20 protein-coding genes are annotated in these 18539 nt (G+C 59.5%); 10 read left to right on the top strand and 10 right to left on the bottom strand.

Annotation, left to right across the window (positions count from 1 at the left end; all coding sequences use genetic code 11):
• Nucleotide 1: 1 nt before the first annotated feature.
• Both uvrY and GHO03_RS08120 read right to left on the bottom strand, forming a co-directional pair.
• Nucleotides 2-640, bottom strand: a complete 639-nt coding sequence (uvrY, locus tag GHO03_RS08115; RefSeq protein WP_095000027.1) for a UvrY/SirA/GacA family response regulator transcription factor — start codon at nt 638-640, stop codon at nt 2-4.
• A gap of 116 nt (nt 641-756) precedes the next feature.
• Nucleotides 757-1137 (bottom strand): helix-turn-helix domain-containing protein, encoded by a 381-nt coding sequence (locus GHO03_RS08120; RefSeq protein ID WP_095000026.1) that lies wholly within the window; start codon nt 1135-1137, stop codon nt 757-759.
• A gap of 81 nt (nt 1138-1218) precedes the next feature.
• Between GHO03_RS08120 and GHO03_RS08125 the strand changes: the two genes are divergently transcribed.
• From GHO03_RS08125 to GHO03_RS08155, 7 genes are all read left to right on the top strand, one after another.
• Nucleotides 1219-1461: a DNA-binding protein gene (locus GHO03_RS08125; RefSeq protein ID WP_095018455.1), complete on the top strand. Its 243-nt coding sequence runs from the start codon at nt 1219-1221 to the stop codon at nt 1459-1461.
• A 654-nt stretch (nt 1462-2115) separates the two neighbouring features.
• Complete coding sequence (locus GHO03_RS08130) at nt 2116-3204, top strand: 3-deoxy-7-phosphoheptulonate synthase (protein WP_095018454.1); 1089 nt, start codon at nt 2116-2118, stop codon at nt 3202-3204.
• Nucleotides 3205-3313: 109 nt separating this feature from the next.
• Nucleotides 3314-4195, top strand: coding sequence for a triacylglycerol lipase (locus GHO03_RS08135; protein ID WP_095000024.1), 882 nt, complete (start codon nt 3314-3316; stop codon nt 4193-4195).
• A 106-nt stretch (nt 4196-4301) separates the two neighbouring features.
• Nucleotides 4302-4583, top strand: coding sequence for a peptidylprolyl isomerase (locus GHO03_RS08140; protein WP_016781241.1), 282 nt, complete (start codon nt 4302-4304; stop codon nt 4581-4583).
• 123 nt (nt 4584-4706) lie between these two features.
• Nucleotides 4707-5477, top strand: a complete 771-nt coding sequence (locus GHO03_RS08145) for a 3-hydroxybutyrate dehydrogenase (RefSeq protein WP_153326651.1) — start codon at nt 4707-4709, stop codon at nt 5475-5477.
• 147 nt (nt 5478-5624) lie between these two features.
• A complete protein-coding gene (locus GHO03_RS08150; protein WP_153399587.1) occupies nt 5625-6731 on the top strand; it encodes an enoyl-CoA hydratase/isomerase family protein in 1107 nt (368 codons plus the stop codon).
• 3 nt (nt 6732-6734) lie between these two features.
• On the top strand, nt 6735-7886 hold the full coding sequence (locus tag GHO03_RS08155) for an acyl-CoA dehydrogenase family protein (protein WP_153399589.1): 1152 nt from the start codon (nt 6735-6737) through the stop codon (nt 7884-7886).
• Between the two features lie 118 nt (nt 7887-8004).
• On the opposite strand, the gene GHO03_RS08160 is transcribed toward GHO03_RS08155, so the two are convergent.
• From GHO03_RS08160 to GHO03_RS08180, 5 genes are read right to left on the bottom strand one after another with little or no spacing between them, the layout of a single operon-like run.
• A complete protein-coding gene (locus tag GHO03_RS08160) occupies nt 8005-8778 on the bottom strand; it encodes an enoyl-CoA hydratase (RefSeq protein WP_095000021.1) in 774 nt (257 codons plus the stop codon).
• 16 nt (nt 8779-8794) lie between these two features.
• Nucleotides 8795-9922, bottom strand: coding sequence for an acyl-CoA dehydrogenase (locus GHO03_RS08165; RefSeq protein WP_095021148.1), 1128 nt, complete (start codon nt 9920-9922; stop codon nt 8795-8797).
• 9 nt (nt 9923-9931) lie between these two features.
• Nucleotides 9932-11125: an acetyl-CoA C-acyltransferase gene (locus tag GHO03_RS08170; RefSeq protein WP_153399591.1), complete on the bottom strand. Its 1194-nt coding sequence runs from the start codon at nt 11123-11125 to the stop codon at nt 9932-9934.
• 10 nt (nt 11126-11135) lie between these two features.
• A complete protein-coding gene (locus GHO03_RS08175; RefSeq protein WP_095021149.1) occupies nt 11136-11903 on the bottom strand; it encodes an SDR family NAD(P)-dependent oxidoreductase in 768 nt (255 codons plus the stop codon).
• Nucleotides 11904-11918: 15 nt separating this feature from the next.
• Nucleotides 11919-13577 carry an AMP-binding protein gene (locus GHO03_RS08180; protein ID WP_153380497.1) on the bottom strand — a complete coding sequence of 553 codons (1659 nt, stop codon included), beginning with the start codon at nt 13575-13577 and terminating at the stop codon, nt 11919-11921.
• Nucleotides 13578-13778: 201 nt separating this feature from the next.
• On the opposite strand from GHO03_RS08180, the gene GHO03_RS08185 reads away from it, so the two are divergent.
• The 3 genes from GHO03_RS08185 (at nt 13779) to GHO03_RS08195 (ending at nt 15026) form a co-directional block, all read left to right on the top strand.
• The gene (locus GHO03_RS08185) at nt 13779-14138 is read left to right on the top strand and encodes a VOC family protein (protein WP_095032370.1); all 360 of its coding nucleotides are present in this window, start codon (nt 13779-13781) and stop codon (nt 14136-14138) included.
• A gap of 265 nt (nt 14139-14403) precedes the next feature.
• Entirely contained in the window at nt 14404-14727 is a 324-nt protein-coding gene (locus GHO03_RS08190) for a type II toxin-antitoxin system RelE/ParE family toxin (protein WP_095023299.1), read from the top strand.
• Nucleotides 14724-15026, top strand: coding sequence for an addiction module antidote protein (locus tag GHO03_RS08195; protein WP_153380495.1), 303 nt, complete (start codon nt 14724-14726; stop codon nt 15024-15026). Before GHO03_RS08190 ends, GHO03_RS08195 begins: the two co-directional genes overlap by 4 nt.
• Before the next feature lie 60 nt (nt 15027-15086).
• On the opposite strand, the gene GHO03_RS08200 is transcribed toward GHO03_RS08195, so the two are convergent.
• The 3 genes from GHO03_RS08200 to GHO03_RS08210 all read right to left on the bottom strand — a co-directional run.
• A complete protein-coding gene (locus GHO03_RS08200; RefSeq protein ID WP_232527576.1) occupies nt 15087-16469 on the bottom strand; it encodes a DUF1329 domain-containing protein in 1383 nt (460 codons plus the stop codon).
• A gap of 88 nt (nt 16470-16557) precedes the next feature.
• Nucleotides 16558-18246, bottom strand: a complete 1689-nt coding sequence (locus GHO03_RS08205) for a class I adenylate-forming enzyme family protein (protein ID WP_153380493.1) — start codon at nt 18244-18246, stop codon at nt 16558-16560.
• A gap of 37 nt (nt 18247-18283) precedes the next feature.
• On the bottom strand, nt 18284-18539 hold a 256-nt coding region (locus GHO03_RS08210), incomplete at its 5' end, for an acyl-CoA dehydrogenase family protein (RefSeq protein ID WP_256668459.1).

The following is an 18539-nucleotide window of genomic DNA, read 5'->3' on the forward strand; positions in this document are numbered from 1 at the left end:
TCTAACCAGCATCAACCATGCCGTGACGAACGGCCAGCAAGGCCAGCTCAACATCGCTCTTGACCGAGAGCTTCTCGTAAATACGGTAGCGATAGGTGTTTACCGTCTTGGGCGACAAACAAAGCTTGTCAGAAATAACCTGAACCTTCTGACAGCCAACAATCATCAGGGTGATCTGGATTTCGCGCTCGGACAAGGCATCGAAGGGAGAGTCGCTGGCAGGCTGAAAAGATTTGAGCGCCAGTTGCTGTGCCACTTGCGGACTGATATAGCGCTGGCCTGCGAACACCTGGCGAATTGCCTGAACCATTTCAGCCAGACCGGCACCTTTGGTCATGTAACCCGCCGCGCCTGCTTGCAGCAAGCGCGTAGGAAAAGGGTCTTCTTCACACACGGTCACAGCGACAACCTTGATATCCGGGTGGCTGCGCATCATCTTGCGAGTAGCCTCAAGACCACCAATGCCAGGCATTTTGACATCCATCAGGACCACATCCGGCTTCAATTCACGAGCCTTGAGCAACGACTCTTCGCCGGACTCGGCCTGACCGACCACCTGCAGACCTTCGATATCGGCCAGCATTCGTGTGATCCCTGTACGCACAAGATCGTGGTCATCGACCACTAGAACCCGAATCAAGTCGACACCTCGCAAATTGGTCTTGGTTGATTGCCGACACCTTAGCAAAAACTAAAGCACCAACCTATCGACTTGCGTCAACTATCCCTGCCAAAGCATTAAATCCTTTTAAACATTCATTCCTTGACGGGATCTACCTCCTTAGGATCACGGCGTTCCTTTGCCGCTTGAGGTGCCGATAATTCTGCCAGGGTAGTGGTGAGGCGGCGAATGGCGTCCTGATCCTCCTTGTGCAGCACCCTGTAACTGATCAGCACCTTCTCTTCAAGGTGACTCAAATTATCGAGCAGGGTCGGGGTTGGACTGCCGGTCAACACGTAAAGCACGTCAACACCCCGGGCAGCAACGCGCGACAAGTAATCTGCCTTGGGTGCGCGGTCACCATTTTCATATTTGCCCTGGGCATTAGCCTCGACACCACCGATTTCGCCAAAAGTTTTTTGCGACAAACCTAGCCGCTCTCGCTCCTGCCGCAAGCGCAAACCAATTCCACTCATTTGGATGTAGGATCCCACTTTAAACACCCACAAGGATGGTATAATCGATAAATATTAAACAACTTTGAACGGTTTTGAACTATGACCGGAATTCGTACCGCTGCACAAGCCAAGGCATGGCTGGAACACCAGGGAAAGTCCGTTCAAGAGTTCGCTCGGGAACATGGCATAGACCCGGCTACCACTTATCAAGTGCTCGCCGGGCGCAAAAAGGGGAAACGTGGTGAAGCCCACAAGGTAGCGGTTCTTCTGGGCATGAAGGACGGGATCATTCCGTCCCAGGGCACGCATCTGACAGAAGCTAAGGATGATGAGTTAGCTTGAGTATGCGCCTAATCGGGCGACAGGCCCGATTTAGTGTTTATACTGGCTCAGGGGCCCGATTACAGGGCTCTGCGCCCTGCCCCGGCATTGCACACGTACAGGTCAATAGTGATCGTGGGAGTTCCAGATAGTATTTTCTTATTGAATCTGCCCGTTCGCCTCGCGTAAGCTGCAAACCATCAATCGGAGACCACCCATGTTGCATCACGCCACCACCGCCATCTGCATGACCACACGCCAATCGCGTCTGGCTGCTGCTGTGTGCGCGAACAACATGCACTCCACAGCACGATTTTATTTTGGGTATTGGTTTAGCCACTGGCGCGCCTGATACCCACACGGCGCCCACTACTTAGGGGTCGCCTGACAGAGAATTCTCACCCCCGGTCGGCTTCCCGACCGGGGGTTTTGTTTTTTTGGCCCCTGACATTTTCTTGAATTGAGGATTTACCCCATGAACTACGCCACTTATTACCGTTTCGACCTTTGCACTGCATGGCGATTTATCAGCCACCGTTCGGGACAGCCTGCCGCCTCCGAACGGACCCACATTGGTGGCACGCACGTACTTACAGCCAGTCTGGCCAATTGTCGAACACCCCACTAGGGCTGAGCGCGCGGGACAACCCGCCGCCTGCCCAGGAAGCCCGAACCATGAACGCATCCGTATCCGCCCTGCCAACCGTACACGCTGTATCTGCCCCGGTGACGACCCGTCGCCTGCCCACGGCAGCACAACTCAAACAGCAACTGCCCCTCAGCGATGCCCTGCGCGTCCAGATCAGCAGCCAGCGCCAGGCCATTCGCGCCATCCTTGACGGTGAAGATTCCCGTTTACTGGTGGTGGTCGGCCCTTGCTCCATCCACGATCCCGTCGCCGCCCTGGAATACGCCAGCAACCTGGCTGCCCTCGCCCATGATGTGCGCGACGACATGCTGCTGGTAATGCGTGCTTACATTGAAAAACCGCGCACCACCGTGGGCTGGAAAGGCCTGGCCTACGACCCGCACCTGGACGGCAGCGATGACATGGCCCACGGCCTGACCCTTTCGCGCGAATTGATGCTGGAGATGCTGCGCATGGGCCTGCCGGTCGCCACCGAGCTGTTGCAACCCATCGCCGCCGGCTACTTCGACGACTTGCTGGGCTGGGTAGCTATTGGCGCCCGCACCACGGAATCGCAAATCCACCGCGAAATGGCCAGCGGGCTTGATTTGCCGGTGGGCTTCAAGAACGGCACCGACGGCGGCGTGGCCATTGCCTGCGACGCCATGCGTTCCGCCGCCCACAGCCATCGTCACTTCGGCGTCGACAGCCAGGGCCACCCGGCAATCGTCGAGACCCGTGGCAATCCCGACACCCATCTGGTGTTGCGCGGCGGCCACAGCGGTCCCAACTACGACCGCGCCAGCGTCGCCAAGGCGCGTGCAGGGCTTGAGAAGTCCGCCATCCCGGCCCGCATGATGGTCGATTGCAGCCACGCCAACAGTGGCAAAGACCCGCTGCGCCAGCCGCAAGTCTTCAATGATGTGCTTGAACAACGTCTTGCCGGCGATCACTCGCTGATCGGCATGATGCTCGAAAGCCATCTGTTCGAAGGCTGCCAGTCCCTGGGTGCAAACATGCGCTACGGGGTCTCGGTGACCGATGGCTGCCTGGGCTGGGACGCGACCGAGCAACTGCTGCGTAACGCCGCACATCAGTTGCAAACACAGCGCCACACCGCCAAGGCCATCGCCTGACAGACGCGTTCGGCAAACCACAGCGCAACCAGGGACAATGCCTACGGTTGCGCGAAGCCGGTATCGACTAAGGTGTTTTTATGGTTCAAAAACACCTGGAAAATAGCCCATGGACGACTCAGCCAATACCAAGTATCCGATATTACTGGTACACGGCCTCTTCGGTTTCGGCCGCATAGGCCCATTCAACTACTTCAAAGGCATCAAGCAAGCGCTCGGCGGATCGGGCGCCCGGGTTTTCGTACCGATCATCTCGGCCGCCAACAACAACGAGACCCGGGGCGAGCAGCTGCTTGAATACATACGCGGGGTTTGCTCGCGCACCGGGGCAACACGGGTCAACCTGATCGGCCACAGCCAGGGTGCCCTGACAGCCCGCTATGCGGCAGCCGTGGCCCCCCTTCTGATCGCCTCCGTCACCTCCGTCAGCGGACCGAATCATGGCTCCGAAGCAGCAGACCGCTTGCGCCAGGCCTTCGTGCCCGGATCGCTCCCCGAAACCGTCGCCGCCGCCCTGACCACCTCGTTTTCCAGTTTCCTGTCCGCGATCACCGGCCACCGGCAATTACCGCAACACGCCCTTGAAGCCCTCAACGCGCTGACCACCGAAGGCGTTGCCGCCTTCAACCTGAAATACCCCCAGGGCCTGCCCGCCACATGGGGCGGCATGGGCCCCGAGCAGGTCAATGACGTTCTTTATTACTCATGGAGCGGCATCATCAAGGGCTCACGGTTGTCGGAGTCGCTAAATCTGCTCGACCCTCTACACAATGCCTGCCGCATCTTTGGCAGTTTCTTCACCCGCGAGAGCAAACAGAACGACGGGCTGGTCGGACGTTTCAGCTCGCATCTGGGCCATGTGATCGGTTCGGACTATGCAATGGATCACCTGGACACCATCAATCACCTGGCCAGAATGAACCGCACACGCATTGACCCTGTCGCCCATTACCTCGATCACGCCAGACGACTAAAGGCAGCGGGAGCATAAGCCCACCGGCAAACCCGCAACGAAATATAGCAAAGCGCACTTTTTGCCGAGAAAAACCCTACTGAATCCGGTAGGCTCGGCACTTTCTTGAAAGGAGTACACCCTCATGGCCAAAGCCACTGCCCGTCATATCCTGGTTGCCACCGAAGACAAGTGCAACGAACTGAAAGCCCAAATCGAAGGCGGCGCTGATTTCGCCGAAGTTGCCAAGGCCAATTCTTCTTGCCCATCCAGCCGTCAGGGCGGCGATCTGGGCTCTTTCGGCCCGGGCCAAATGGTTAAAGAATTCGACACTGTCGTGTTCAGCGCGCCAATCAACGTGGTGCAAGGCCCGGTTAAAACCCAGTTTGGCTACCACCTGCTGGAAGTCACCAGCCGCCAGGACTGATCCTCTGCGCGCTGCGTGAAGACGGCCCGCCTTTTGGCGGGTCGTTTCGTTTGGGCAACGGCAAATCCCCGTGCTACGTTTCCTCATTCACGAATCCGTCGTGACTCATCCGAGGAATTGATCATGAGCCTTACAGGTAAAACTGCATTGGTTACCGGCTCCACCAGCGGCATCGGCCTGGGTATCGCATTGAGCCTGGCCAAGGCCGGAGCCAACCTGATCCTCAACGGTTTTGGCGATCCGGCCAAAGTGATTGCCGAAGTCGAACAGTTCGGCGTCAGGGTAGGTCACCACCCCGCAGATGTCAGCGACCCGGCGCAGATCGCCGACATGATCGATTATGCCGAGCGCGAATTCGGCGGGGTCGACATCCTGGTCAACAATGCAGGCATTCAGCATGTAGCCAGCGTCGAAGAGTTCCCGGTAGAGCGCTGGGATTCGATCATCGCCATCAACCTGTCCAGCGTGTTCCACAGCACCCGCCTCACCCTGCCCGGCATGCGCAAGCGCGGCTGGGGGCGCATCGTCAATATTGCCTCGGTTCATGGCCTGGTGGGCTCGGTCGGCAAGGCCGCCTATGTCGCCGCCAAGCACGGGGTAATCGGCCTGAGCAAAGTGGTGGGCCTGGAAACCGCCACCAGCAATATCACCTGCAACGCCATTTGCCCGGGCTGGGTGCTGACGCCGCTGGTGCAAAAACAGATTGATCAGCGCATCAGCCAGGGCATTGACCCCTATCAGGCGCAGCACGACCTGTTGGCCGAAAAACAACCTTCGCTGGAATTCGTCACCCCGCCGCAACTGGGCGAGCTGGTGCTGTTTTTATGCAGTGAGGCTGGCAGTCAGGTACGGGGCGCGGCATGGAATGTCGATGGTGGCTGGCTGGCGCAATAAGATCGCGCATTGCTGCACGCCCAATATGCAAAAATGCACAGCAACCCTGCACTTATCAGGGTTGTAATGGGCAAATTTGCACTGTTAGCATCGGTTATCGTTCACCCGTGAACCCCCTTAAAAATAATATAAAGCAGGGAGTTAGTGATGACTGCTCAGGTTTCCTCCTCACCGACACCGGATATCGCGCAGCTGCAAGGCACCGTTCTGGCCGAGGTCCGCAACCATATTGGCCACCTGACCCTGAACCGCCCAGGCGGACTCAATGCCATCAATCTTGAAATGGTCCGCAGCCTCCAGCAGCAACTCGATGCCTGGGTCGAAGACCCGCAAGTCAAGGCCGTGGTACTGCGTGGCGCGGGCGAAAAAGCCTTCTGCGCGGGCGGAGATATACGCTCGCTGTACGACAGCTATCAAAACAACGACACCCTGCATACCCTGTTCTTTGATGAGGAATATGCCCTCGACCTGACCCTGCACCGCTACCCCAAACCCGTTGTGGCCTTGATGGACGGCTTCGTTCTCGGCGGCGGCATGGGCCTGGTGCAAGGCGCGGATCTGCGCCTGGTTACCGAGCGCAGCAAATTGGCGATGCCGGAAGTGGGCATCGGTTATTTTCCTGACGTTGGCGGTAGCTACTTCCTGACTCGAACGCCAGGTCAGCTAGGCACTTACCTGGGCGTCAGCGGGGTCCAAATCCGCGCTGCCGATGCCTTGTACTGCGGGCTTGCTGACGGCTATCTGGAAAGCACCGCACTGCCTGAACTGGACAAGGGTCTCGACAGCCTCAACTGGCAAAAATCCCCTATCGATGACCTGACCGCGCTGGTAGCCCGATTCGCCGTAACCGTATTGCCCGACCCACCGCTGGCCAGGTTGCGCCCGCTGATTGACAGCGTTTTCGCCCAGGTCGACATGCCACGGATTATCGCCCATCTGCGCGCTGTCATAGCCCCGGAAACCCGCGACTGGGCCAATGAAACCGCCGACCTGTTGCAAACCCGCTCGCCGCTGGCGATGGCCGTGACCCTTGAAATGCTGCGCCGTGGCCGAGCGCTGCCCCTTGAGCAATGCTTCGCCCTGGAACTGCACCTGGATCGCCAGTGGTTTGATCGCGGCGACCTGATGGAAGGCGTGCGTGCATTGATTATCGACAAGGACAAGAAACCGCAGTGGAACCCGCCCAGCCTGAATGCACTGGATCCAGCCCATGTCGCCAGTTTCTTCACCGCATTCAACGCCAAGGGAGCCTGAGCCATGCAAGACATCGAACTGAGCGAAGAACAAGTGATGATCCGCGACATGGCTCGCGACTTTGCCCGGCGTGAAATCGCCCCCCATGCCCAGGCCTGGGAAAAAGCCGGCTGGATCGACGACGCGCTGGTGGCCAAGCTTGGCGAACTGGGGTTGCTGGGCATGGTGGTGCCGGAGGAATGGGGTGGCACTTATGTCGATTACGTCGCCTACGCCCTGGCCGTGGAAGAAATCTCCGGAGGTGATGCCGCGACCGGCGCCCTGATGAGCATCCACAATTCGGTGGGCTGCGGGCCGATACTGAAATACGGCAGCGAGGCACAAAAACAGACCTGGCTGGCGGAGCTGGCCAGCGGCCAGACCATCGCCTGCTTCTGTCTGACCGAACCCCAGGCCGGCTCCGAAGCCCATAACCTGCGCACCCGCGCCGAGTTGCGTGACGGTCAATGGGTGATTACCGGTGCCAAGCAGTTTGTCAGCAATGGCAAGCGCGCCAAACTGGCCATTGTCTTTGCGGTAACCGACCCTGATCTGGGCAAAAAAGGCATTTCGGCGTTTTTGGTACCCACCGCCACCCCCGGTTTTATTGTCGACCGCACCGAACACAAAATGGGCATCCGCGCCTCGGACACCTGCGCGGTAACCCTCAACAGCTGCAGCGTGCCTGAAGCCAATATGCTCGGCGAGCGCGGCAAGGGGCTGGCCATTGCCCTGGCCAACCTGGAAGGCGGGCGAATCGGCATTGGCGCCCAGGCATTGGGCATCGCCCGTGCGGCCTTCGAGGCAGCACTGGGTTACGCCCGTGACCGGGTGCAATTTGACAAGGCGATCATTGAGCACCAGAGCGTGGCCAATATGCTCGCCGACATGCAGACCCGCATCAATGCGGCACGCCTGCTGATCCTGCATGCGGCGCGCCTGCGCAGCGCGGGCAAGCCCTGTCTGTCAGAAGCTTCGCAAGCCAAACTGTTTGCTTCGGAAATGGCCGAGTATGTGTGTTCCAAAGCCATCCAGATCCACGGTGGCTATGGCTACCTTGAAGACTATCCGGTGGAGCGCTACTACCGCGATGCGCGGATTACCCAGATTTATGAAGGGTCGAGCGAGATTCAGCGCATGGTGATTGCGCGGGAGTTGAAGAATTACCTGCTTTAGAAACTGGCTCAAAACCAGTGGGAGCGGGCTTGCTCGCGATGCAGGCGGCTCGGTGCTTCTCACACACCGAGTTGAGGCTATCGCGAGCAAGCCCGCTCCCACATAGAGGCATGTGCAGTTATTGGTTCTTGAACTGCGCCTCGCGTTTTTCAACAAACGCCGCCATCCCTTCCTTCTGGTCCTGTGTGGCGAACAAGGCGTGGAATACCCGACGCTCGAAACGCACACCTTCAGCCAGGTTCACCTCAAAGGCACGGTTGACGCATTCCTTGGTCTGCATCAGCACCGGCAGGGACTTTTTGGCAATGGTGGCCGCTACCTTCAGCGCTTCGTCGAGCAATTCATCCACCGGCACCACACGGGCCACCAACCCCGAACGTTCCGCCTCTTCTGCGCCTATCAGGCGCCCGCTCAGGCACATTTCCATGGCCTTGGCCTTGCCCACCGCACGGGTCAGGCGCTGTGTGCCGCCCATGCCCGGCAACACCCCCAGGTTGATTTCAGGCTGGCCGAATTTGGCGTTGTCCCCGGCCAGAATAAAGTCACACATCATTGCCAGTTCACAACCACCACCCAGGGCAAAACCCGCGACTGCAGCAATAATCGGCTTGCGCCTGGCCGCCACACGGTCGCTGTCGGAAAACAGGTCATCAAGATAAATTTGCGGGTAGCTCAGGTCGGCCATCTCCTTGATGTCCGCACCGGCAGCAAAGGATTTCTTCGAGCCGGTGATAACGATACAGCCAATCCCGTTATCGGCTTCCAGCCTGTCCAGCGCGTGGTTTACTTCGCGGATCAATTGCGCATTCAGAGCATTCAGCGCCTGGGGCCGGTTCAGGGTAATCAGGCCCACTTGCCCATGGATGTCCAACAGAATGGTTTCGTAGCTCATCGCTAATGTCCTCGATTCAAAGATTGCGCGAAATGACCATGCGCTGAATATCACTGGTGCCTTCATAGATCTGGCACACCCGCACATCGCGGTAGATCCGTTCCAGCGGGAAGTCGCTCAAATAGCCATAACCGCCCAGGGTTTGCAACGCCTTGGAGCACACGCGCTCGGCCATTTCCGATGCAAACAGCTTGGCTTGCGAGGCCTCGACCAGCGCCGATTGCCCACTGTCACGCAGTGCCGCAGCGTAATGGACCATCTGCCGGGCGACGGCGATTTCCGTCGACATATCGGCCAGGCGAAACGCCACCGCCTGATGCTCCACCAGGGGCTGGCCAAAGGTCACGCGTTCGCGGGCATAGTCGCGGGCCGCTTCAAAGGCTGCACGGGCCATGCCTACGGCTTGTGCGGCAATACCGATGCGCCCGCCTTCCAGGTTGCCCAGGGCAATCTTGTAGCCTTGCCCCTCTTCGCCCAGGCGGTTGGCCACCGGTATCTTCAGGTCAGTAAACAGAATCTGGCAGGTGTCCGATGCATGCTGCCCCAGTTTGTCTTCAACCCGGGCCACGCTGTAACCCGGAGTATCCGTGGGTACGATAAACGCGGTAATGCCACGCTTGCCCGCCGCCGGGTCCGTCACCGCAAACACGATCACCACTCCGGCGTTTTGCCCTGAGGTAATGAACTGCTTGCAGCCATTGAGAATGTAATGATCGCCTTCGCGGCGGGCTCGGGTTTTCAGGTCACTGGCATCGGAGCCGGCCTGCGGCTCGGTGAGGGCAAACGCGCCGAGCATTTCACCGCTGGCCAGGGGGATCAGAAATTGCTGTTTTTGCGCCTCGCTGCCGTATTTGAGAATCGGCACGCAACCCACCGAGTTATGCACGCTCATGATCGTGGAGCAAGAGCCGTCACCGGCGGCGACTTCTTCAAGGGCCATGGCATAGGCCTGATAACCCGTGTCACAACCGCCCCACTCCTCGGGCACCAACATGCCGAAAAACCCTAATTGAGCCATCTCGGCAATTGCCTCACGAGGGAAGCGATGCTGCTTGTCCCACTCGGCGGCAAAGGGCTTCAGGCGCTCTTGGGCAAACTCTCGGGCTGCTTCGCGTATTTGTAATTGTTCGGGTGTAGGCAGCATACAAAATCCTTAATACAGACATTCCACGGCAATGGCCGTGGCTTCACCGCCGCCGATGCAGATGGCGGCAACACCGCGTGTAGCCTTTTGCTGGCGCAATGCCGAGAGCAAAGTCACCAGTATTCGCGCACCCGAAGCCCCAATCGGATGCCCCAGGGCACAGGCGCCGCCGTAGATATTGACCTTGCTGTGGGGGATATCCAGCTCGGTCATGGTTACCAGGCTGACCACAGCGAACGCTTCGTTGATTTCAAACAGATCGACCTGGTTCAGATCCCAGCCAGTGCTGCTCATCAGGCGCTTGATTGCCCCCACCGGTGCAGTCGGAAACAACCCCGGCTCATCGGCAAAGGCGGCGTGGCCGTGGATAACCGCCAACGGCTTGAGGCCACGTCTTTGCGCTTCGCTGCGACGCATCAGTACCAGCGCCGCCGCACCATCGGAAATCGAGCTGGAGTTGGCCGCCGTAACCGTACCGCCCTCGCGGAACGCCGGTTTCAGGGTTGGAATTTTTGCCAGATTGGCCTTGGGCGGCTGCTCGTCATCACTGATCAGGCGCTGCTCTTTACCCACGGTCACCTGCACCGGGACGATCTCGCTGCTAAAACTGCCGTCCTTGATGGCCTGCTGCGCACGGGTCAGGGAGGCCACGGCAAAGGCATCCTGAGCTTCACGGGTAAAACCGTGATTCTGGGCGCAGTCTTCGGCAAAAGTCCCCATCAGACGGCCACGGTCATAGGCGTCTTCCAGGCCGTCAAGGAACATGTGATCCAGCACCCGGCCATGGCCCATGCGGTAACCGCTGCGGGCGCGATCAAGCAGGTACGGCGCATTGGACATGCTCTCCATGCCCCCTGCCACCACCACATCGGCACTGCCGGCCAGCAGCCTGTCATGCCCAAGAATGGCCGCTTCCATGCCCGAGCCGCACATCTTGTTCAGTGTGGTGCAACGGGTACCCTTGTCCAGCCCGGCCCCCAGGGCGGCCTGACGGGCAGGTGCCTGGCCGATCCCTGCCGACAGCACACAGCCAAACAACACTTCTTGCACACCATCGACAGCAACATCCGCGCGTTCAACCGCTGCACGGATCGCCGCAGCGCCCAGTTGCGGCGCGGTCAGGCCCTTGAAGTCCCCCTGAAAGCCGCCCATGGGCGTACGCGCAGCACTTACGATTACAACCGGATCATTGCTGATTGTCATATCTCACCTCTTATTTCGCGGCCATGCGCAAGGCACCGTCGAGTCGGATCACCTCACCATTGAGCATGCTGTTTTCAATAATGTGACGCACCAGCGAGGCGTACTCGTCAGGCTTGCCCAAGCGTGGTGGAAATGGCACACCGGCGGCCAGCGATGCACGCACTTCAGGCGTCATGCCAGCCATCATCGGGGTTTCAAAAATACCCGGGGCGATGGTCATTACCCGAATGCCGAAGCGTGCCAGTTCACGGGCTGCAGGCAAGGTCAGGCTGGCAATCGCGCCCTTGGATGCTGCATAAGCTGCCTGACCGATCTGACCGTCGAATGCCGCGACCGAAGCCGTGTTGATGATCACCCCGCGCTCGCCCTCGGCATCGGCAGTGGTTTCGGCAATCGCCGCTGCAGCCAGACGCAACATGTTGAAGCTGCCAATCAGGTTGACGTTGATCACCTGGCTGAATGAGTCCAGCCCATGGGGGCCGTTTTTACCGAGGATCTTTTCACCGCGCACAATGCCGGCACAGTTGACCAGCCCGTTGACCGCGCCAAAGGCGGCCACTGTAGCGGCCACGGCCGCCTGGGCGGCATCTGCCTGGCTGATGTCCGCCACAGCGCTGCGCGCCTGCTCGCCCAACGCCAGGGCCTGGGCGGCCACTGCTTCGGCGTTCAGGTCCACCAGCATCACTTTGGCACCTGCCTTGACCAGCATGTGCGCCGTGGCGGCACCCAGCCCCGATGCACCACCGGTGACGATAAAAACCTTGTTTTCGATTTGCATGATGATTCCTGAAAGTTAGACGCTGGCGCTTGCGGCCAGCTCAGCCTTGGCGATTTCCTGATTGCGCAAAATAAAGCGCTGCAACTTGCCGCTGGGTGTCTTCGGCAATTCGCTGACAAATTCGATTTCACGGGGGTAAGCGTGGGCAGCCAGCCGTTGACGCACGTGCAGGCGCAGGGTTTCAGCCAGTTGTGCATCCCCCAGATACTGAGGGTTCAACACCACAAAGGCTTTGACCAGCTCGGTGCGCTCACGGTCCGGCTTGCCCACCACGGCGGCCTCTACCACCGCCGGGTGTTCGATCAGGGCGCTTTCCACATCAAAAGGCCCGACGCGGTAACCGGACGTGGTAATCACGTCGTCGCTGCGCCCGACAAAACTGATGCTGCCGTCCGGGTTCAGCTCCACGGTATCGCCACTCAGGTAATAGTTGCCGACAAAAGCCTTGGTCTTGAAGCCTTCGTAGCCACCAAACCAGCACATCGGCGACTGGCTGCGATCAACCGCCAGAATCCCCGGCTGGCCAACGGGCAGCTCCTGATGATTGTCATCGAGCACCACGATGCGGTGGCCCGGCGAGGCAAAACCGGCGGCGCCCATATGCACCGGATGATCGAGCCCGTGATGGTTGCACAGCACCATGCCGACTTCGGTCTGGCCATAGTGGTCGTGGATGGTGACGTTGAGTTCATCGGCAAACCAGCGGATGACTTCGGGGTTGAGCGGCTCCCCGGCACTGCTGACCACGCGCAACTGGCCCTTGATCTTGCTGGCGAAGGCGTCACCGGCCGCAATCAACAGGCGATAGGCGGTGGGCGAACCGGTCAGGTTGGTAATACCGTATTTCCTGATGACCCGGCAGGTACTTTCGACCGTGAACGGGCCGTCGTACAGGGTGATCGGGTGGCCCATCGACAGTGGCCCGGTGATGCCGAAATAAATGCCATAGGCCCAGCCCGGATCTGCCAGGTTCCAGAACGAATCCTCGGGGCGCAGCCCCACTGCATCACGGGTGTAGCTCTGGAATGCAACGATGGCCTTGAGCGGTACCAGCAGCGGCTTGGCCGGGCCGGTAGTGCCCGAGGTAAACATCAGCAGAAACGGATCTTCACCGCTCAGCATCACCGGCTCACAGGTAGCCGGGTAGTTGTCCAGCTCTGCCCAGAAACTGAAGTCGCCACGTACCAGACCCTGCCCCTTGGCTCCCGCCACCGTGACAATGGCCGGGCAATCATTGACCTCGTCGAGTTTGACGCGGTTGACCGCATCGGTGACCACCAGGGCTGCCCCCGAACTGTTGAGGCGATGTTCGATGGCCTTGGGCCCGAATGCAGTGAACAGGGGCTGGTAGATGGCACCAATACGCCAGGCGGCGAATGCGACGATCAACAACTCGACATTGCGTGGCAGCAAACCTGCCACCTTGTCGCCCTGCTTGACACCCTGGGCGAGGAGAAAATTGGCAAAGCGCGCGGCCTGCTCCTGCAACTGAGTGAAGGTATAAGTCGCGCTGCTGGCATCGCGCCCCTCCCAGAACAACGCAATGCGGCCCGGCAAGGCATGACGGTCGCAGCACTCGACACAGGCATTGATCGCTGCCAGATGGCCATCCAGCGCACCGGCTACCGTGCGTTGGTAGTCAAAATCAGTCATCGAACTCAGATAGTCGCGCATCAGCAGAATCCCTCGGTCTTTATTTTTAGGATGGGAACCGTGAAAAATCCTGCTGATAATCGCTCTGCGAAGGCTCTGCAACAATGGTCAAAACACTCAAGCTGGGTGACTGCTTTGGCCAATGGCTACGAGCTTCTTGCGCTGATGAGAACCGCATGGCATTCAGCCAGTCACTTATCTATATTTGAGCCTCATAAGGAGATGCCCGTGACTACTGACAACCGCCAAAACAGAATCGACAACATCGAATTCAACGTCCATGACATCGCGCGCAGCAAAGTCTTTTATGGCGCCGTGTTCGGCTGGACCTTCACCGACTTTGGCCCCACCTACAGCGAATTCAGCGATGGGCGCCTGAGCGGCGGCTTCACCACTGGCGAACCTGTACGCCCCGGTGGCCCGCTGATCATTCTGTACGCCGACGACCTGGCCCAGGCTCAGCAAGCCATCAGCGCTGCCGGAGGTCGCATCAGCCGACCTGAATTCAAGTTTCCCGGCGGCAGCCGCTTCCACTTCACCGACCTGGATGGCTACGAACTGGCCGTGTGGTCGCAGGCATAATTAATCACTCCCCTTCGACACAACCCTCCCCCTCCCCCGGCAATGACGTGTTGCATTACCGGGGTCTGCCGCTGCGCCGCAATTGCGCCTATGTAATAAAACCTGCACAACCTTGCGATCCATCCTAATTGCCCTCGCTACACCGCAGCCCTAGCTTTGCCACGGCCACCTTCAATCACATTGAATGTGGGTCTGCACTGACGAACAGCCGTGCTTGGCGGTTAAAAATAATTGACCAAAGGGTAGCTTCAAAGCTACATTTCAAATGCTAGAGATAAGACACTACCTCAGCGAAACAGGTAACGACCCTTACCAGCAGTGGCTGGACCACTTAAAGGATCGCACGGCCAAGGCACGCATCACCGTGCGGGTCAACCGGCTTTCAGCGGGCGCTTTTGGTGATTGCAAAGCCCTGTGCCAGGGCGTATGGGAATTGCGTATAGATCACGGACCAGGCTATCGGCTGTATTACGCTCGGGACGGCAAAAAACTGGTGTTGCTGCTGCTGGGTGGCGACAAGCGCCAGCAACAGGCCGATATCGAAAAAGCCGTGCGCTGCTGGAACGAGTATCAGAAGAGGAAGCCATGAACAAAACCAAGAATCACGACGAATCCGTTATCGAGATGATCCGCCAGGATCCCGAATTTGCCATTGAATACCTGCGTATCGCCATTGATGAGCTCGATGAAGAAGGTGGCCAGGCCAGCTTTCTGACCGCGTTGCGCCATGTTGTCGAAGCACGGGGCGGCATGGCACAAATAGCCGAAAAGGCCGGGCTTTCCCGCGAAAGCCTGTACCGCGCCCTTTCGCCCAAGGGCAACCCGACACTGAGCACCATGCGTCAGGTCGTCCATGCCACCGGAATGACGTTTGCCTCACTGACCTGAGCCCATGAAAAAGCCCCGCAGGCGTTACACCGACGGGGCTTTTACCTGCAACCCTGCGGTTTACCTCCCCATCGCCCGCGCCGCATCAGCGGTGTACTGGTCAGGGGTGAACTTGCCTTCGTTGAGGATCGGGCCTTTCTTGGCTTCGTTGGTCATGCCGTAGCCGGTGTACTGCCCCGAGTTCAAGTCCATGAAGAACTGTGAACCGGCCTGCCAGCCACTCATGTCCGGGTGGTAGTAGTAGTTGATCATGGCGTGTTTCCACAACTGGCCACGCGCGTCGTAGTTGTCCGCCAGCACCGAGTTCCAGGTGTCCTCGTCGAGGAACAGTACACGCTTGCCGTATACGTGGCGGTAGCCTTCCTTGAGGTCGGCTTCAACCACCCACACCCGGCGCAGCTCATAACGCATCAAGTCCGGATTGGGGTGATTGGGCGTCAGCATGTCAGCGTATTTCACCGTACCTGCGTTGGGCTTGTAGGCGTTGGCCGGAATGTAGATTTCGCGCTTGCCCAGCAGCTTCCAGTTGTAGCGCTCCGGCGAGCCGTTATACAAACGGTCTTCGTCCACGGTCATGGTGCCATTGGTACCGATCATCGGCTGGTCGTAGCCGTAGCCCGGCAACAGTCGCACACGACGGGTCGAAGGGCTGTAGCTCCAGGCCTGGCGCGGGTCGGTGGCGAAGTTGTAGGGTTCGTGGGAGATGCTCAGCGTGCCGTTGTCACGGGTCGGCTTGAGGGTCATGTTGTTGCTCATGGCCTGGAGCTTGTTTTCAGTCCTGGGTTCTACCGTAGGCGAGTTGGCCATGGCCAGGTTGCGGGCATAGGCACGGCCCCAGCCAATGCTGCCGTTGGGCAGCACGGAGGCCAGGTCACTGGTTTTTTCTTCGGTCCAGGCACGGGCCGGCAGCTGGTGGTTCCATAGCGCTTCCATGCCGTTTTTAGGAATCGGGAACGGCACTTGTCCCAGCCCTTCAAAGCCCATGCCATCATTGACCAGCTTGGCGTTCAAGGCATTGTTCATGACCCGCTGGCACACGTAATCCGGGTAGCGGTAGTCACGGTGACCGGTGTAGATGTTCATCTTGTAGGTGGTCGGATAACGCTTGAGCAGCGCCTTCTGGCCTTCGGTCAGTTTGTCTTCGTACTGGGCCATGTTCTGCGCGGTAATCACCAGAATCGGCTTCTCCGCAGCGTAGGGGTCAACCGGCTGGTCGCCGGAAAACTTCACATGGTTCCAACCCGGCACTTCGCCCAGGTACTTGCCGGTATACGCAGGGATGGTGCCCGCGGCGTTACCCGCCTGCTCTGCCCCTACACAGGTCAGCTCCTTGCCCAGTTTGGCCGCTTCTGCGGGCGATACCTGGGCAGATGCCGTGCCGATGGCGACCACGTTGACGGCCATGGCGGCTGCGAGCATTACGCCTGTTCTTGTTATTTTCATGTATTGCCTCCTACGCGAATAAGGCTTGCTGGGGGTGTGCATCCATTCTTCGCCAATCAGCGGCGAGCACATCGTCCACAGAGACTACTCAGGCCGTTACCAGCAGTTCCTTGAGCACACTTTTTAGCGTCTTGCCCGAGGCATTGCGGGCAAAGGGTGTGTGCTGCACATGGATCTGCGCCGGCACCTTGTAGCTGGCCAGGCGCTGGGCGATAAAACTGCGCACGGCTTCGCTGCCTGGGGTTGCATCCGGCTCGCCCCGTACCACCAGAAACACCACTTCACCCAGCACATCATCAGGTACGGCAAATGCTGCCGCTTCAATCACCCCGGGCATTTCACAGGCACAGGACTCAACTTCGGCAGCAGCTATTTTCTCGCCGCCGCGATTGATCAGATCCTTGGCGCGATCCGTGATGTAGAGGAAGCCTTCGTCATCCAGCAAGCCGATATCGCCGGTGTCCAGCCAGCCATCGCACAGGGTCCGCGCACTGGCTTCGGGCAGGTTCCAGTATTCGCTCATCAGGGTTGGCGAGCGCATCCAGATCAGCCCGCTGACCCCGGCCGGCACCGGGCGATCCGGGCTGTCACCGATACGCACATCGACAATCGGCAAGGGCCACCCGGCCGATGCCGGTTTGTAGACGAACTGGTCACCACCATGGGCCGCACAGATGCCATTGCTTTCGGTCAGGCCATAGCCGCTGCCACCGATTGCTTCGGGCTTGCGCCGGGTCAGGTTGTCCAGCAGGCTGCTGGAGGGTGCCGCACCGCCCAGGCCCAGCCCGAACAGGCTCGCAGTGTCGGGGCTGCCAAAACGTGGCGAAGCCAGCAGTTGCTGCATCATCACCGGCGCACCGTTGAACTGGGTGCATTGCTCGTCACGTATCAGGTCGAGGGCTTTTTCCACGTCCCACTTGTACATCAGCAGCAAGCGCCGCCCACTGCGCAAGGCCAGCAGAAACTGGGCATGCAGGCCACTGACATGGAACAGCGGCACCGCCATCAGGGTGGCGGGAGCATAGCCGCTATTGATTACCACACTGATGCGTTCCGGCGAACTGACCGCACAGAATGCCCCCTGGAACTCCAGGGCGACCAGCGCCTGGCAGACTGCGCCATGGGTCGACAACACGCCCTTGGCCAGGCTGGTGGTGCCCGAGGTGTAGAGGATCATCGCCGGATCACTGGCACTGACCGACTGTACCGGCACGCTCAGCGCCGGGGCTGCCAGCAGGTCCTCCAGCCGATGGCAATGCTCCTCCAGCGGCACGCCTGCGCGCAGCCCCGCCACCACGGTCGCCAGCCCCTGCTGGCGCAGGTCATTGGCGAGCAACTGCAAGCGTGGCTCGTCGCACAGCAACAGGGATGCGCCGCTGTCCTGCAGACCGTGGAACAGTTCGTCACGCAGGCCCCAGCTGTTGAGCGGTACACACACCGCACCGCAACGCTGGATGGCGGCAAACGCCACCAGCCAGGCGGGCTGATTGCGCATGGCAATGGCCACGCGATCACCCTTGCGCAAGCCAAAGGTCTCGACCAGTTGCCCCGCCAGGCGATCCACCTGATCGAAAAAATGGCTGAATGTCAGGCGCTGCTGCTCCCACACCAGAAATTCACGGTCACCGTGGATGCGCCCGCTATCAATCGCGGCCCAGACGCTGGCGGCGGTATGACGAAAAAATTTCGGCCCGCCATCGGCGGGTGTCTGTACTTCAAAAGGCGAGCCGGCACCAATCAGTTGCTGCCAGGCGCTCTGCCATTGTTCAAGTTTCATCTTGTTATTCTCCTGACTCGAACAGCCCGCTACAGGCTCAAGCGTGCGCCAGCTCCAGGGCTCCATAGCGCTCGCAGTGATAATCGGCATCCCCCAGGCAGGCCTGGGCCACCCGAATACGCTTGAGAAACAGGCCCACATCCAGCTCGTCGGTGACGCCGATGCCGCCGTGCATCTGCACCGCCTCGTTGACCACCTTGATCGCCGTCTGCCCGGCCTTCCACTTGGCCAGGCTGGCCAAGTGGAAGGCCGGGCAGACGGCGATCAAGGTGGTCAACGAGGCGGTGCAGATG

The organism is Pseudomonas sp. FSL R10-1339, from assembly GCF_009600545.1.
In the GTDB taxonomy this organism is placed as follows: Bacteria; Pseudomonadota; Gammaproteobacteria; order Pseudomonadales; family Pseudomonadaceae; genus Aquipseudomonas; species Aquipseudomonas bubulae.